Origin of the sequence: Hydrogenispora ethanolica, assembly GCF_004340685.1 — a bacterium.
Classification (GTDB): Bacteria; Bacillota; UBA4882; order UBA8346; family UBA8346; genus Hydrogenispora; species Hydrogenispora ethanolica.
Window position 1 is genome coordinate 61,245 of sequence record NZ_SLUN01000009.1, and the last position, 15,301, is coordinate 76,545.

Annotated in this window: 15 protein-coding genes; all 15 read left to right on the plus strand. The window is 38.5% G+C overall.

Translation table 11 applies throughout. From position 1 onward, the window contains the following. The first annotated feature begins 253 nt into the window (after positions 1 to 253). The 15 genes from EDC14_RS27535 (at position 254) to EDC14_RS09370 (ending at position 15,276) form a co-directional block, all read left to right on the plus strand. Complete coding sequence (locus tag EDC14_RS27535) at positions 254 to 382, plus strand: hypothetical protein (RefSeq protein ID WP_279388740.1); 129 nt, start codon at positions 254 to 256, stop codon at positions 380 to 382. 70 nt (positions 383 to 452) lie between these two features. Then, on the plus strand, positions 453 to 1,898 hold the full coding sequence (gene wbaP / locus EDC14_RS09305) for an undecaprenyl-phosphate galactose phosphotransferase WbaP (protein ID WP_243662868.1): 1,446 nt from the start codon (positions 453 to 455) through the stop codon (positions 1,896 to 1,898). Positions 1,899 to 2,238: 340 nt separating this feature from the next. Further along, positions 2,239 to 2,559, plus strand: a complete 321-nt coding sequence (locus EDC14_RS09310) for a hypothetical protein (RefSeq protein WP_132014016.1) — start codon at positions 2,239 to 2,241, stop codon at positions 2,557 to 2,559. A 323-nt stretch (positions 2,560 to 2,882) separates the two neighbouring features. Beyond that, a complete protein-coding gene (locus EDC14_RS09315; RefSeq protein WP_132014017.1) occupies positions 2,883 to 3,065 on the plus strand; it encodes a hypothetical protein in 183 nt (60 codons plus the stop codon). 249 nt (positions 3,066 to 3,314) lie between these two features. Next, positions 3,315 to 3,887 carry a polyhedral envelope protein gene (locus EDC14_RS09320; protein WP_132014018.1) on the plus strand — a complete coding sequence of 191 codons (573 nt, stop codon included), beginning with the start codon at positions 3,315 to 3,317 and terminating at the stop codon, positions 3,885 to 3,887. Positions 3,888 to 4,091: 204 nt separating this feature from the next. Then, complete coding sequence (locus EDC14_RS09325; protein WP_132014019.1) at positions 4,092 to 4,667, plus strand: Uma2 family endonuclease; 576 nt, start codon at positions 4,092 to 4,094, stop codon at positions 4,665 to 4,667. A gap of 182 nt (positions 4,668 to 4,849) precedes the next feature. Then, complete coding sequence (gmd, locus tag EDC14_RS09330) at positions 4,850 to 5,932, plus strand: GDP-mannose 4,6-dehydratase (protein WP_132014020.1); 1,083 nt, start codon at positions 4,850 to 4,852, stop codon at positions 5,930 to 5,932. A 230-nt stretch (positions 5,933 to 6,162) separates the two neighbouring features. After that, entirely contained in the window at positions 6,163 to 7,110 is a 948-nt protein-coding gene (gene fcl / locus EDC14_RS09335; protein WP_132014021.1) for a GDP-L-fucose synthase, read from the plus strand. A 137-nt stretch (positions 7,111 to 7,247) separates the two neighbouring features. Beyond that, positions 7,248 to 8,063 (plus strand): WecB/TagA/CpsF family glycosyltransferase, encoded by an 816-nt coding sequence (locus EDC14_RS09340; RefSeq protein WP_132014022.1) that lies wholly within the window; start codon positions 7,248 to 7,250, stop codon positions 8,061 to 8,063. 1 nt (position 8,064) lies between these two features. Further along, positions 8,065 to 9,048: a glycosyltransferase family 2 protein gene (locus EDC14_RS09345; RefSeq protein ID WP_132014023.1), complete on the plus strand. Its 984-nt coding sequence runs from the start codon at positions 8,065 to 8,067 to the stop codon at positions 9,046 to 9,048. Between the two features lie 110 nt (positions 9,049 to 9,158). Continuing rightward, on the plus strand, positions 9,159 to 10,346 hold the full coding sequence (locus EDC14_RS09350) for an O-antigen ligase family protein (RefSeq protein WP_132014024.1): 1,188 nt from the start codon (positions 9,159 to 9,161) through the stop codon (positions 10,344 to 10,346). 193 nt (positions 10,347 to 10,539) lie between these two features. Then, a complete protein-coding gene (locus EDC14_RS09355; RefSeq protein ID WP_132014025.1) occupies positions 10,540 to 11,781 on the plus strand; it encodes an IS4 family transposase in 1,242 nt (413 codons plus the stop codon). Positions 11,782 to 12,010: 229 nt separating this feature from the next. Beyond that, the gene (locus EDC14_RS09360; protein ID WP_132014026.1) at positions 12,011 to 13,294 is read left to right on the plus strand and encodes a glycosyltransferase family 4 protein; all 1,284 of its coding nucleotides are present in this window, start codon (positions 12,011 to 12,013) and stop codon (positions 13,292 to 13,294) included. Between the two features lie 40 nt (positions 13,295 to 13,334). Beyond that, positions 13,335 to 14,339 (plus strand): polysaccharide pyruvyl transferase family protein, encoded by a 1,005-nt coding sequence (locus EDC14_RS09365; RefSeq protein WP_132014027.1) that lies wholly within the window; start codon positions 13,335 to 13,337, stop codon positions 14,337 to 14,339. 19 nt (positions 14,340 to 14,358) lie between these two features. Further along, on the plus strand, positions 14,359 to 15,276 hold the full coding sequence (locus EDC14_RS09370) for a WlaTC/HtrL family glycosyltransferase (protein ID WP_132014028.1): 918 nt from the start codon (positions 14,359 to 14,361) through the stop codon (positions 15,274 to 15,276). Positions 15,277 to 15,301: the final 25 nt, after the last annotated feature.

Consider the following 15,301-nt stretch of genomic DNA (forward strand, 5'->3'; position numbering starts at 1 on the left):
ATTTTTTCATAAATTTGCAGGTCTTACCATTTTTAACATGTTTGTTACAGGAAAAAAACGTATCCTAGTCGAATTAATGAAAACAAAGGCAATTCCAAGAGAACGGTTGGAAATCCAAACGATTTCAAAGATATTGGTTCGTTTTGGAAAAATGGCTTGAACAACTGAAGGGTTTGATACGTCAAAGAGTGGAGCGGGTTCGGAAGATATTTTTTTGAATACCGGGTTTACCGAAACGATTGGGCGGAATTTCATGAAAATTGTTGGAAAGACATTAGGAATTACAAAGAAAAAAACTTTTTTGCCGATATTCATAACGAATCGAACAGATAATCAACTTGGTCGTGAGCGTGAAAAAGGGGGAAACGCGGATGTCCGTTGAATCGCAGCGGGTTTTGGAGGGATTTGGCGGCGAAGGTGTGGGGCCGCAAACGATATATCAGGAGTGTATCTTGAAATTACCCAAGCTCAACTTGGCGGCCCGGTTGGGCCGCTCGCTGGCGCCTGTGATCCTGGTGGCCATCGATTATCTGGCGGTTGTTTTGGCTCTCGTGCTCAGCGACGGGGTCCGGCAGATCATCATGAAGTACTTTCTCGAAGTCGGGCCTTTTACTTTAAACCCCGTTTTTTTCTTCTTCACTATTCCTTTGGTGTATTTGGGATTTATCTCCTATGAAAAGCTGTATACCAAGCGAATGCCCTTTTGGCAGTGTACTGAGAAATTTCTGAAGATCAGCACCTATTCCTCGGTCGTCCTCATCGGCCTGCTCTTCTTTTCCGGCTGGAGCGCCAGCTTTTCCCGGCTTTTCCTGGTCAGCAACTGGCTCATCTCTTTTGTGGTGCTGGTAGTCTTCCGCTACATTGGGAAACGATTGATGGTCAGGAGCGGTCTGTGGAGAAAACCCGTGCTCTTCCTCGGTTCTTCGACCACCGCTGAGCTGATCCAGGCGGCCTTTGAAGAAGAACCCAATATGGGCTACCAGATCGCCGGAGTCATCGACGACCATCCGGCCCGGGGACGAGACGCCCGGTTTCCGGTCCATCAAAATATGAATGACGTGGAATCAATGCTCAAGTCCAGCGACATTCAGGATGTGATGATCGCGGCGGATGGGATCAAGCGGGAGCAATTGATCGATCTGGTCAACCGCATCCAACCATTGGTCAAGAGCCTGGTGGTGATCCCCGATCTGATCGGGGTTCCCATGAGCAATATGGAAGTCAATACCTTGCTCAACCAGAAGGTCATTCTGCTCAACACCAAGAATAATCTCACCAATGCCTGGAACATATTGTGGAAGCGGCTATTCGATCTGGTGGCCGGCACGCTCATCGCGATTCTGGCGACGCCGCTGATTCTCCTGATTGCGCTCTGGATCCGGCTGGACTCGAAAGGCCCGGCCTTTTACAATGCCAAGCGGATCGGCAAGAACGGCCGGGAGTTTATCTGTTACAAATTCCGGACCATGCACGTGAATGGCGATGCCTTGCTCGACGAGTATTTTGACCGGAATCCCGAAGCGAGGGAAGAATGGGAGCGTTTCGCCAAGCTGAAGACGGCGGATCCCCGCGTCACCAGGGCCGGACGGTTTTTGCGCCGGTTCTCCCTGGACGAGCTGCCTCAGGTCTACAACGTCCTCTTAGGCAACATGAGCCTGGTAGGGCCTAGGCCATACCTGCCACGGGAAAAAGAGAAAATGGGTTATTATTACGATACGATCATCGAGACCGTGCCGGGAATCACCGGGCTGTGGCAGACCGGCGGCCGGAATGACGTGGAGTTTGAGGGCAGGCTGGGGATGGACAGCTGGTATGTGCGGAATTGGTCCTTTTGGCTGGATGTGATATTGCTCCTGAAAACGGTGAAGGTCGTGCTGGGGAAACGAGGGGCGTATTAGGGCGTGAGCGGTTGTGGATGTGGATGTGGAGAGTTCGTGGTTGGTAGTTGGTGGTTCTTAAGTTGTAGTTGGGTATAGGGTTCGTGGTTCGTAAAATTGAGGGTTGGTCATCAATGTCTAAGGTTGGTAGTTGAAGAACTTGAATTAACTTCCAGAATAACATCAACAACTACGAACCACGAACTTGAATCAGCAATCAGATCATCATCATCTACCACGAACTTGAATTATCAACCAGAATGACACCTACAACCACGAGCCATGAACTTGAGTCAGCAATCAGAATCAGCATCATTCAGAATTTTGCATCGCCAACAAAACAAATAAAGAGGCGAAAACGATGGATAATGAAAAATTTCAAGCTCTAATATTGGAGCATTTGGCGAAGCTGGACCAGGAAATGGCGGATATAAAAAATAACATGGCTACTAAGGACGAACTCAACCGGGCGATTGCCGATATAAAAAATAATATGGTCACCAAGGACGATCTCAACCGGGGGATTGCCGAAAGTCAAAAAGATATTATTGCAATGCTCCAACATATTGAGAAGAAGCTTGATCTCCAAAATGAGCAAATGGAAGATAAGTTTGACGCTCTTAATGACCGTTTATTCAGCCAGGAAACTCAGTTGCAGCGGCTTAAAAAACAGGCTCGATGAAAGGCGGTGTTGGTTGGTGGTTTGTAGAATTGAGGGTTGGTTGTGAAGCTTAGAGTTGGTGGTTGGTAGTTCGAGATTCTACCACGAACTTGAATTATCATCCAGTGACTTTCACAGGATAACCTCAACAACTACGAACTATTCAGACGGAGAGCATAAACCGGAAATTTGTATAACTCTCCGCTGCGGGAGTCTCCCTTTGTAAAAGCAATTCATCAAGAAGAGATTCCATTATGAAGGAGACCAAGTTAACCTTTACTTGAAAACTTGGTGGTGGTCCCGGGCTTGAGCGGGGTTCCATGAGCAATATGGAAGTAAATACTTTGCGCAACCAGAAGGTGATCATGCTTAACGTCGAGAATAATTTATCCAATTCATGGAATAAAGTTTCTAAACGTATATTCGATCCGGCGGCAGGCGTGCTCATCAGTATCCTCGCGCTGCCGCTGATGGTAGTGAACGCCGTCTGGATCCGGTTGGACTCCAAGGGCTCGGGCCTTTCATAATGTCGAGGGTGTTTGGTTCGTAGTGGTGGTTGTCTGAACCATGATTCACAGGATGGAATGGTTATCATGATTGAATTTTGCGAGGGTATTATTAATGGTTGGTAGTTGGAGATTCTACTACGAGCTTGAATTATCATTCAGAATAACATCAACAACTACGAACCACGAACCTGAATTACATCCTGAATTAGCATCAACAGCATTCATACCCAAGATCCAAGAACAAAAACGCGGGGAGAAATTGAGCTAATGGAGACCGGAAAGTTTCAAGATTTAGTTCTGGAGCATCTGGCCCGATTAACCCAGGAGGTTACGGGAATTCATTCGGATATTGACGAGTTGAAGACCGACGTGACTGGACTGAAGACCGATGTGGCGGCGCTACGGACGGATGTCGATGGGCTTAAGACTGAAGTTACCGGACTCAAGAAGGATGTTAATGAGCTTAAGACCGATGTGGCCGGACTGAAGACCGATGTGGCAGCGCTGCGGACGGATGTCGATGAGCTGAAGACTGAAGTTACCGGACTTAAGAAGGATGTTAGTGAACTTAGAGCGGATGTAACCGGACTGAAAACTGATGTAGCGGTGCTGAGAACGGATGTTGATGGGCTGAAAATTGATCTGGAAAAGGTCAAAGGATCCGTCATCCATATTGAGAACGATCATGGCCGGAAGCTAAACGCGCTCTTTGACGCCGGGGAAGTTTTGCTGGAAGCTAACGGTCGGATGCTCGAATCCCAGACTCGTTTCGAAACGAAACTGGACCGTTTAGCGCTGAAAGTCACCGCTCATGATGTTGTATTGCGCAAGGTGGAATGAACACGATGAAGTTCCAGATGTTGTTGGTTGGTTTGGATTTATTGTTCTTGGTTCTTAGTTCTTGGTAGATTGACGAAGAGCGTTGTTAGTTGTTAAAACCAAGAACCTGAATGAGCATTCAGAATCAACGTCAACAACCAAGAACCAGGAATATGAATTGACATCAAGAGTCAACATCAACATTAAAAACGAAGGAGTGATATTATGCCATTACTAAGAGGTCAAAATGAAAAATACACCTATAAAGACTATCTAACTTGGCCGGATGAAGAAAGATATGAACTAATTGATGGCATTCCTCACTTGCAAGCCGCGCCCATATGGCAACATCAGGTAATTTCACGTGAATTGTTAATCCAATTCGGTAATTATCTTCAAGGTAAGCCATGTCAAGTTTTTTCTACACCCTTTGATTTAAGATTACCAGAAAGTGATGAAAAGGATGAAGACGTAGCCAATGTATTGCAACCGGATATCCTTATTATATGTGATAAATCCAGACTTAAAGGAACAGGTTATTATGGCGCGCCTACACTTATAATCGAAATTGTTTCTCCATCGTCCGGTAAGATGGATAAATTATATAAATTTAACAAATATGAGAAGGCTGGCGTTCAAGAATATTGGATAGTAGAGCCGGAAGAGAAAATTATCAATGTATTTACCCTTTTGGAAAACAATCGCTACGGTAGACCTGATGTATATTCTGAAGAAAATAGTGTTAAAGTTGGAGTTTTTCCAGATTTACTGATTGAATTAAAATCGGTATTTGCTTATTAGATGGACGAAGAGTGTGATTGGTAGGTAGTTGGCGGGTGGGGCGAAGAGCGTTGTTGGTTATTAGTTGTTAGTAGAACCAAGAACAATGAATCAACTTCAAGAATCAGCATCAACAACCAAGAACCTGAATCAGCAATCAGGTCAGCGTCAACAACCAGGAACTTTACCGAGGAGGATTTTACGTGAGGAAAGCTTTGATAACCGGAATCACCGGGCAGGATGGTTCCTATTTGGCCGAGTTTTTGCTCGATAAAGGATATGAAGTTCATGGACTCATCCGCAGGGCGAGTTCGTTTAATACCAAAAGGATCGATCACTTGTTTGAGGATCCGGAAATTGGGAATAAAAGCCTTTTTCTTGACCATGGCGATTTAACGGATTCCAGCAATTTAAACCGGTTGATTGAAAAAATCCGGCCGGATGAGATTTATAATCTGGCGGCGCAAAGCCATGTCCAGGTGTCTTTTGAAGTACCTGAGTATACCGCGGAGACGGATGGGATTGGGACCTTGCGATTGCTGGATGCAATTAAAGAGAGTGGCGTAAAGACCAGATTCTATCAGGCATCAACGAGTGAGCTTTATGGTGGAATGCCCGGGACTGCTCCGCAGAGTGAAAAGACCCCCTTTTATCCGAGAAGCCCTTATGCCGCAGCAAAGCTTTATGCATACTGGATTACGGTGAATTACCGGGAAGGTTATGATCTGTTTGCTTGCAACGGCATATTATTTAATCATGAATCGCCGCGCAGAGGCGAGACTTTTGTTACAAGAAAAATTACTCGCGCTGTTGCAAATATTATGGCTGGGAAACAGGAGAAACTTTCTTTAGGAAACCTTGATGCCAAGCGCGACTGGGGTTTTGCGGGAGATTATGTCGAAGCAATGTGGCTGATTTTGCAACAGGAAAAGTCTCAGGATTATGTGATAGCGACGGGTGAGACGCATACCGTAAGGGAATTTGTCGAGCTATCCTTTAGGGAAGTCGGTATCGATATTGAATGGCATGGAACAGGAGTTAACGAAAAGGGTTATAATAAAAGGACGGGCAAGCTCCTGGTTGACGTCAATCCGAGATACTTCCGGCCAACCGAGGTGGAACTCTTGTGGGGAGACCCAACCAAGGCTGAAAGAGAATTGGGATGGAAGAGAAGGGTTGACTTTAAAGGGCTGGTGCGGATGATGGTCGAAGCCGACATTAAGGAATTGACGGGAGAAAGTGTCCAAGCTTATTTAGAGGCGAATGTAACAAACGTTAATTCATAGCATTAAGGATTGCATGGTAGGTAGGGGTTGGTGGTTGGTAGGATGTTTATAGTTGTTCGTGGTTGGTAGTTGGTGGTTCGTAAGTTGTTGGCTGTTTATGATATGACTAGAGAGTAGGCCTGAATTCGTTATTGAACAACGAACTACGAACCACGAACAATAGACCCAAGAAACATCACCAGCATTTAGGCATCTGGAGCATCTACGTTTCCATTAAGGAGTGAACCGGATTGGATAAGGATAGCAAAATTTACGTGGCCGGCCATCGCGGTTTGGTCGGATCGGCCATCGTTAGGAATCTCGAAAGTAAGGGATATACCAATATTATCGGAAGAACCCATGCGGAGCTTGATTTGACCAATCAACAAGATGTAAGGGATTTTTTCGAAAAGGAACGGCCGGAATATGTATTTTTGGCAGCGGCGAAAGTCGGGGGGATTTATGCCAATAATATGTATCCGGCGGATTTTATCTACGAAAATTTGATGATCCAAAATAATATCATCAAGGCGGCTCATGATTACAAGGTTAAAAAGCTTCTATTTTTAGGGAGCACCTGTATCTATCCGAAAATGGCTCCGCAACCCATTAAGGAAGAGTATTTGCTTTCGGGATATTTGGAACCGACCAATGAGGCTTATGCGCTTGCCAAGATTGCCGGACTCAAGATGTGTCAATTTTTTAAACGGCAATATGGGGATAATTTCATTAGTTGCATGCCGACCAATCTTTATGGGCCTAATGATAATTATGACTTGAATAATTCTCATGTGATGCCGGCACTAATTAGGAAGTTTCATGAGGCAAAAATCAATAATTTACCCCAAGTTGAAGTTTGGGGGACAGGGAAACCACTTCGCGAGTTTTTGTATGTAGACGATATGGCCGATGCTTGCGTGTTCTTAATGGAAAACTATGATGGGGAAGAGCATGTTAATATCGGGACCGGGGAAGAGGTTTCGATCGGGGAATTGGCGGAATTGGTGAAAGATGTGGTTGGATTTGAAGGGAAGTTAGTGTTTAATTCGGAGAAACCTGATGGGACGCCAAGGAAGTTGACCGATGTGAGTAAGTTGCATGGGTTGGGGTGGAAGCACCGGGTTGAGTTGAGAGAGGGAGTAATAATGGCTTATCGTTGGTTCAGGGAGAATTATTTTAAAGAGGAAAAAGTTTCGTAATTGAGAGAATTTCAAATCTCTTAAAAAAAACTTCGCAACACAATATATTGATAGATATATCTGGGCTTATCGCTATATATTGTGTTGTGAAGGGTACATTATGGTAATTTGCAATTCTTTCAATTTGGAGATAACAGATGAATATCGTTCAGTCAGATCCTAATCTTAATATAATTTTCAAACGCCAAGTTGATAAAAGCGAAATTCCTATTTGTAATATTCTCGGGGTAGAAATCGCTGCAATCAATATGGATTGGCTTCTGAAATATCTGAAAAAATATGTCAAAAATTCAAAAGGTAATCTTCTTGCGGGTGATTACATCTGTGTTTCAAATGTTCACACGACGATAACTTCATATGAGAATGAAGTCTATTGCAAAATTCAAAATGGTGGTCTAATGGCGATTCCAGATGGCGGGCCATTATCATCAATTGGTCGGAAACGCGGCCATCAACAGATGGAACGAACAACAGGCCCTAGTTTGATGGAAGAACTATTTAAAATATCTGTTGAATGTGGGTATCGTCATTACTTCTATGGTTCTACTGAAGAAACATTAAACAAATTATACCAGATGTTGGAGAAAAATTATCCGGGAATCCAAATTGCCGGAATGTATAGCCCACCTTTTCGTCAAATGACTGAGAAGGAGGATGCAGCAATCATAAAATTAATCAATGATGCAAATCCAGATTTTGTCTGGGTTGGACTAGGAGCTCCAAAACAGGAAAAGTGGATGGCTGAACATCAAGGAAAAATAAAGGGCTTAATGATTGGTGTCGGTGCCGGTTTTGATTATTTTGCAGGTAATATTAAAAGAGCACCAGAATGGATGCAGAAGAACAATTTAGAATGGTTCTATAGATTAATTCAAGAACCTAAGAGGTTGCTTAGGAGATATCTCCACACTAACTGTAAATTTATTTGGCTAGCAGTGATTAGGGGAAAATAAGATGATCAAAGTAAGTATTATTGTTCCAGTTTATAACGTAGAAAAATATATCCGAAAATGTCTAGAATCTCTTGTAAATCAGACTCTTAAAGAAATTGAAATAATCGTGGTGAATGATGGTACTACTGATGGTTCCCAGTTAATTATTGATGAGTTTGTTTCAAAGTACCCTGATTTAGTTCACTCTTTGATAAAAGAAAACGGTGGATTGTCAGACGCAAGAAATTTTGGGATACCTTATTGTAAAGGAGAGTATATCGGTTTTATTGATTCCGATGACTATATTAGATCGGATATGTATGAGAAAATGTATAACAAAGCAAAAGAAGAAAATAGTGACATTGTAGTTTGTGACTACTATAAATCATATGCGTCTAAAGATGAATTAATTAAGGCTAAAAAATATGTAGACAAGAAAGATATGTTTATTGATACATTGGCTGCTGCATGGAACAAAATTTATCGAAGAGATTTGCTGGTTCAAACGGGGGTTATTTTTCCAAAAGGATTGATTTATGAGGATACTGAATTCTTTTGTAAACTTATTCCTTATATTGAGGTGGCGAGTTATGTCCCAGAACCTTTTGTTTATTATGTACAGCGTAGTGGTTCGATAGCAAATACACAAAACAATAAAACTGCACAAATCTTTCAAGTATTAGATAATATTCTGGATTATTATAAAGAAAGAAAACTATATGACGAATACCAATGCGAGTTAGAATATTTTTATATTAGAATTATGCTAGGTAGTTCGATGGAGCGTATTTGTAGGATTAAAGATAAGGAACTACGAGATAATTTACTTTACAAAACCTATGATTTAATATCCAATAAATTTCCAAATTGGAAAAAGAATAGATATCTTAATGAAATAAAATCTTATAGACATGTATATATGAAACTGATTAATAAGTTAAGCTTATATTTTTTTGGAGATTTGTTAAGACACTATTTTGTTTTCAAGGACAAGGCTTTAAACTAGATAGATAAATTCTTTTATAGTTTGACGCAGAGGGAAGTGCTTTTTCAGAAAGTTACCGGATTGGAACATTCAATCATAGTTTTATACATTTAGGAATAACGGGTGAGTAAATGAATGCATATTTAAAAAATGGGAAGATTTATATAGGGAATATATTATATTTTCTTTTGTTAATTTATCCAACATTAGTTCTTGGGATTGCATATATATTTAAAGGCGATAATGTAACAACATTTGAAATTATATTATTTGCACTCACGATAATATTATGTTGTATGTGTTGTAAATATAAAATAAATTATTTCACTGTATTACAAATTTGCATAGTTTTATCCTTATTAGTAGTCTCAATTTTAAGGGAAGAATCATCAACAGATTTTTTGGTATTTGTAAGTTTAATGATTACTCTTTTCTTTTTTGAAGTTTTTTCTAATAGATATAATTTAAGCGAGAATTTTTCGAGTTATCTATTAGATAAATCAAAAATTTATTATATCTCCCAGATAATATTTTATATCATACTTATTAAATCAGCTATTGAAAATGGGTTTCAAAGTGGTTGGGGAACAGAAGTATTAGCTGGTCCATTCTCATTAAGCCATAAGTTGGCATACCTTCTAACGTATTTGGTTTTAATCGGTGTATATCTTTTTGTGAAGAAGAGATCAAAACTAGCCATTGTTTTTGCAATAGTTAACATTTGCTTAGTTTTGATGACTGCCGTAAGAACAACACTATTTGCAATTGCCGTGATTGTATTATATTTTTTAGTCAAAAAAAAGGCAAAATCAATTATATACGTACTTCTCATTGCTATTATTGGTTTGGTGATTTTACAACAAACTAATATTTTAGATGCAGTTATTTTAAAGACAGATAATTCAAGGTTGGGCGGTAGTATTTCAAATGGAAGGCCAGCGATATTTTTATCTTCATTACAATATTTAACAAACGGATCCTCGATACTAAAGTATCTTTTTGGCGGTGGAATTTCCAAATTATACTCTTGGAATTTCCACCATTACGGTCTAGAAATTCATGCGCATAACGATTTTTTGAATATTGCAGTATGCTATGGTTTACCGATGCTTATGGTATTTATAAGGCAATTAAAAATTTTTATATATGGTAAAAATGCAATATGGACACTATTATTTATTCTTTCATTAGCATTTTTTAACGGCTTTTTTAATTATCATGAAGCTGTTATCTGCATGATTTTTATTAAAGTATTTTTCGAATACACATTCAATGATGTGGTTATAAAAATCCCTAATTTAAAATCTTTTGCAGAATAGAAAGCTTAAAAAATATGACATTGTTTATATAATTTGCCACTAGCGTTGTATAAACCTAAGGAACAAAAGTCAAGCAGGGAGAGGCAAAAAGCAGCAAAAAAATGAGAAAAAGAAGAAACAGATAAGAAAAAACTCCTTATAATAGAGAGTAGAACAAGAAGCCCTTGTCTAATCCTCTAAAAAGGAGTGCCAAATGCAAGACAAGGATATCAAAACATCCACTTATAGTCAACTGTTTCAACCCATTTTTCAACAAAGAATATTCGAACAACTCACTGAACTGGGGGTCGACAAGTACGTTAAAAAATTAAGCGCCATTCAATTAATACAACTTATTGCCCATGCCCAAATCCAACAACAGGATAATTTACGGGAGATCACAAGCAACTTTTACAACGAAGATTTCTGTCGGGCGATTGGTCTTGAGTCGATTAGCGCTTCTCAAATTTCCCGTCGTTTGCGGACACTTCCGCCCGATGCCGTTAAACTGCTTTTCAAACAATCCTTGACGGAACTGGGAAGCCAAATTGGATTTGATAAATTAACGAAAGAACTGGGACGGCTTCATCTGATTGATTCGAGTACCATCAGTCTTTGCTTAACCCGCTATCCATGGGCGATCTTTCGCCAGACCAAAAGTGGGATCAAACTCCATCTCCGCTTGCAATTTCAAGATGGAATCGCGCTCCCCGGGCAAGCGGTTATCACCAACGCCAAGGTGGCCGATAAACGAGAGATGGATGAATTGGTGGTCACGGACAAAGACGCAATAAATGTGTTTGACCGGGGCTATATCGATTACCGGAAATTTGACCCGTACTGCCAAAAGGGAATCCGTTTCGTCACAAGATTAAAATGGAACGCCCTCATTGACGTAGTCAAAGACTTTCCGGTAAACGGGTCAATTCTTAAAGACCAACAAGTTTATCTGGGCGGCAATCAAACCAAAATGGAACATCCCCTCCGGCTGATCGAAGTTTTGGATACCCAAGGTGAGCGGATTGTCATCATCACCAATGATTTCGAACTGGAAGCGACCGCTGTTGGAGACTTATATCGCTACCGCTGGCAGATTGAACTGTTTTTCAAATGGCTCAAACAGCATTTCAGCATCAAACATTTTTACGGTTTGAGTATGCCGGCGGTTGAGAATCAGCTCTATATCGCGCTTTGCAGTTATTGTTTGCTGCTGCTGTTTAAATTAAAAACCGGCTATACCCATACGTTGCTGGAATTGACCCGAATCCTTAAAGTGAATATCCATAAACCATTTGAGACCTTGCTGGAAAAATTGCGCCGCAATCCGCAGCGTCACTCTCGCGGAAGACACCGGACAGATTACGATTTGATTTATCGGATGATTGAATGGCAATTTTTTGAGACTCGGGAGACCGATCATCTTGATGATCTGACTTATGACCCAATGTTCCTTTGAAAACTTTATAATGTAAATTTGTGGATAAGGGCTTCTTGAATGGGTTGTACGGGAAGTCTAAACTCCTTAGAAAATTATCGATGGTTGTATGTACCATCATTTGATTATTATTCCATTAGAATTTACTTTTTGCTGCTTTCCTTTGGAACTCTGGTTTTATGCAACGCTAGTGACTCATTATAAAAAAGTAAAGAGTACTTTTAAATTTTTATTTTTTTGGAGATGAAAAATGAAAGTTGGAATACGATTTGAAGGTAAAGAACTTGGTAATATCGATTTTTCAAAATTAGAAGAGGGGAATCCAGGAGTTGGTGGAACAGAATTTCTTCTCATTCAGTTGAGTTATTATTTGATTAAATACTGTAAAAAAATTGATGTAGTTATGTATACTTCAAATTTGATAACTCTTCCAGAAATAATAAATCAGGTTGTTATTGAAAATGATGTTGATACACTGGAAAAAGTAAAAGAGGATAACATAGATATTTTTATTTTTGTTCCAAAAACGAGAGGATCAGATTATTACAAGAAGCTTGATCAGCTCAATATAAGAAGCATAGCGTGGGTACATAATTACATTGATTATCGTAATATTGAGCGATTGCAAAAATGTAGCAGTGTAAAAAGGATAGTTTTTGTTGGTCGTCAACACTATGACGCTTATTTTGATGACTATATAATAAATAAGGCTGTTTATATTTATAATATGGTTGTACCTGGAAAAATTGAAAAGATTGATTGTAAATTAAAAGAAAAATCAGTAACTTACGTTGGTGCTCTAATACCAACCAAAGGGTTTCATAAGTTAGCTAAGCAATGGAAGGCTATTTTAAAGGAAGTTCCTGATGCGAAGTTATATGTAATTGGTAGTGGGAAGCTTTATGATAGATTTGCAGAAATGGGACCCCAAAATATTGCTGAGAAGAGATACGAAACAAAGTTAATGAAGTATTTATCTAAAAATGAAAATTTATTAGACTCAGTATGCTTCTGTGGAACAATGGGTGTTGAAAAAGAAAAAATTATTGAAAAAACGAAAGTAGGAGTCGCTAACCCAACAGGTATTTCTGAAACTTTCTGTTTGTCTGCTGTGGAGTTTGAGGCAGTTGGTATTCCAGTTGTTTCCTATAAAGGATATGGTCTTTTGGATACGATATCTGATAAACACACAGGATTATTAATAAAGACAGGTAAACAATTAAGGGAGGCAATAGTGACGCTACTGAAAGATAATGAGACCAATAGCTTATATGGGGCTAATGGACAGTTATTTTATAATCAGAATTTTACACCGGAGATAATTATTAAGGAATGGGAAAAGTTATTTCATGAAGTTATGAAAGGTGATTCTTGTAAAATTATCTATCCCAATGATAATATGATGGATGATTGGAAATGGCTAAGAATTTTAAATCATAAACTTAAAAATTTATTTGGTTTTAATAAATTACCTTCTCTAGCATTTATGGTAAGTTATATTAAACAGAATATAAAGAAAATACTTAAGAGATAATTAGGGGGTTAATGCTAATATTCATATTAGCTAATACGATATGATAGGAATTGTTACTTTTTTTAACGCATTAAATTTTGGAGCCGTTTTACAAGCCTACGCATTACAGACCTATTTGGAAAAACAAGGTTATGAAGTTATGTTGATTAAGCATAATTCTATTAAACAAAAAAAAATGAGGAAATCTGGTATCAAAAATGATGAAACTTTATTTTTCGAAAAACACCATTCAGCTATTAGAGAATTTCAAAAGCAGCTTAAAATCGGACATAAGAGCAGGCAATTTTTTGAGACTGTTATTTTGGGTAGTGATGAGATTTGGAATATTCGGAATTTAGGTTGTAGACCGTTACCAATTTTATATGGACTCGGTATAAATGCCGGTAAAGTGATAGCGTATGCACCCAGTTTAGGTAAAACAAAATATTGGCAATTTGTAATATTTCCTTATACAATTTTTGGGATTAAAAAATTGCAATCAATTGGAGTACGTGATTCAAATACATTTGACGCTATAAGTAAGCTCTCAAAATTAAGTTTAGAGTATGTTGTTGACCCAACATTTCTAATAGATTATTCTCAGATACTTCCTCCTGTAGAATATAGTAACTATGTCTTAATTTACTCATATGGATTAGATGAAAACGAAAAAGGGATAATTACTAAATATGCTAAAGGAGAAGAGAAAATAATCATATCTACAGGTACTTACTTAGAATGGGCAGACCTAAATCTTACTCCATCTCCGTTTGAATGGATATCTTTAATAAAGAATGCTGATTACTTTTTTACCAATACATTTCACGGAACAGTTTTTGCAATAATTACTAATCAGCAATTTATATCATTTGGTTCACATTCAGACAAAGTTGTTGATTTATTAAAATCACTAGGTCTTATAGAAAGAAATCAAAATGCATCCGACGGATATGACCAAATCTTTAAATTTATAAAGAAATCAATAAAATATGAAGACGTTAGTCCTTTTTTGGAAGAAAAAGTAAAAAATTCTAAAAAGTTTTTAAATGAAGCGTTAAGGAGATAATCTAGGGGATGGGAACATTATGAAAAGTATTACAATAGTGACTGCTTTTTTTGATATAGGGAGAAGCAACTATAAAGCTATTCCAAGAACAAATGAGAAATACATAGCATGGTTTGAACACTGGGCGAGAATTAGAAATAGATTAATTGTTTATTGTGGGAATCAACTAGTTGCTTCAAGAGTAAAGGAAATAAGAAAGAATTTTAATCTTGAAGAAAAAACAGAAGTTATAATATTTGAAGATTTATTTGCGATTGAAGAAAATTTATATAAACGCCTCGAATGTGTCAGTAAAGACTATTATTTTAAAAATTTCCGTTTAATAAAAAACGCAACATCAAATATTCCGGAATATGATTTAATAAACTATCTAAAATCATATTTTATGAATGATGCCCAGAAACGGTTCAACTTAACAACACAAATTGCATGGATGGACTTTGGTTTTAACCATGGTGGAGCATTATATCCTTACCCTGAGGATTATGATTTTGAATGGTCATACGATTTTGGTGATAAGGTTACTTTATTTTTTTTAACACCTTTAGATGAAAGACCCATTTTTGAAATTGTAAGAACTTTAAAACCTGATTGCATTATGGGGTGTATGTTTATTTCTCCACCTAATTTAGTTGAAGAGTTGTGGTTAACATTTTTACAATCAGCCATAGAATTAACAAATGTGGGATTAATAGATGATGATCAGTTAGTACTATTAATGTCTTATCGCAAAAACCCAACAATTTTTAAATTAGTTGAAAGCGATTGGTTCTTACCACTCAAGTCTTTTGGAGGATCCCATATGAGAACAACTAATAAGTCATTCTCTGGTAAAAATTTATTAAGAAACCTAAAACAAGGCATGAGCAAACGTATAAGAATAATAAGCTATTTGATAGGAAATTATAAAGCCCTTATTAAGCAGAAAGGAATTTAGTACATTAGGTTATCCTAATCGTACT

Excerpts from the sequence above, each read along its gene's own strand:
- EDC14_RS09350 (WP_132014024.1), top strand. The coding sequence starts at position 9,159 with ATGAATGCATATTTAAAAAATGGGAAGATTTATATAGGGAATATATTA.
- EDC14_RS09365 (WP_132014027.1), top strand. The coding sequence starts at position 13,335 with ATGATAGGAATTGTTACTTTTTTTAACGCATTAAATTTTGGAGCCGTT.
- EDC14_RS09340 (WP_132014022.1), top strand. The coding sequence starts at position 7,248 with ATGAATATCGTTCAGTCAGATCCTAATCTTAATATAATTTTCAAACGC.
- EDC14_RS09360 (WP_132014026.1), top strand. The coding sequence starts at position 12,011 with ATGAAAGTTGGAATACGATTTGAAGGTAAAGAACTTGGTAATATCGAT.
- EDC14_RS27535 (WP_279388740.1), top strand. The coding sequence starts at position 254 with ATGAAAATTGTTGGAAAGACATTAGGAATTACAAAGAAAAAAACTTTT.
- EDC14_RS09345 (WP_132014023.1), top strand. The coding sequence starts at position 8,065 with ATGATCAAAGTAAGTATTATTGTTCCAGTTTATAACGTAGAAAAATAT.
- EDC14_RS09325 (WP_132014019.1), top strand. The coding sequence starts at position 4,092 with ATGCCATTACTAAGAGGTCAAAATGAAAAATACACCTATAAAGACTAT.
- EDC14_RS09370 (WP_132014028.1), top strand. The coding sequence starts at position 14,359 with ATGAAAAGTATTACAATAGTGACTGCTTTTTTTGATATAGGGAGAAGC.
- EDC14_RS09320 (WP_132014018.1), top strand. The coding sequence starts at position 3,315 with ATGGAGACCGGAAAGTTTCAAGATTTAGTTCTGGAGCATCTGGCCCGA.
- EDC14_RS09355 (WP_132014025.1), top strand. The coding sequence starts at position 10,540 with ATGCAAGACAAGGATATCAAAACATCCACTTATAGTCAACTGTTTCAA.
- EDC14_RS09310 (WP_132014016.1), top strand. The coding sequence starts at position 2,239 with ATGGATAATGAAAAATTTCAAGCTCTAATATTGGAGCATTTGGCGAAG.